At 53.2% G+C, this 248-nt stretch carries 1 pseudogene; it reads right to left on the bottom strand.

From position 1 onward, the window contains the following. Positions 1-248: pseudogene (locus HMPREF2822_RS13525) on the bottom strand (HNH endonuclease); the annotation flags it as partial.

Below are 248 nucleotides of genomic sequence, written 5' to 3'. Positions count from 1 at the left end.
TGATAGGTGTGTAAGACTACGGTGGCTGGTGGCTCAATCTCACCGGAAAGCAGCTTTTTGACAGCATCCGGAATCGTCAGATCATGCTTGGCAGCGGTGTGGTGGATGAAGGCATCGAGTTTAATGCCGGTGTCTTCCCCAACCTGGAGTTCCAGCCAGGCAGAGGTTCCGTTGGAAGAAAAGCGGTAGGTGTCTTTGGGGCGGGTGTCGCGAAAAGCGATGGAATCATCCAGGGTTTTACAGATGTC

Source organism: Corynebacterium sp. HMSC062E11, assembly GCF_001811845.1.
GTDB classification, from domain to species: Bacteria; Actinomycetota; Actinomycetes; order Mycobacteriales; family Mycobacteriaceae; genus Corynebacterium; species Corynebacterium hesseae.
This window is presented reverse-complemented; position numbering and strand designations above follow the sequence as displayed.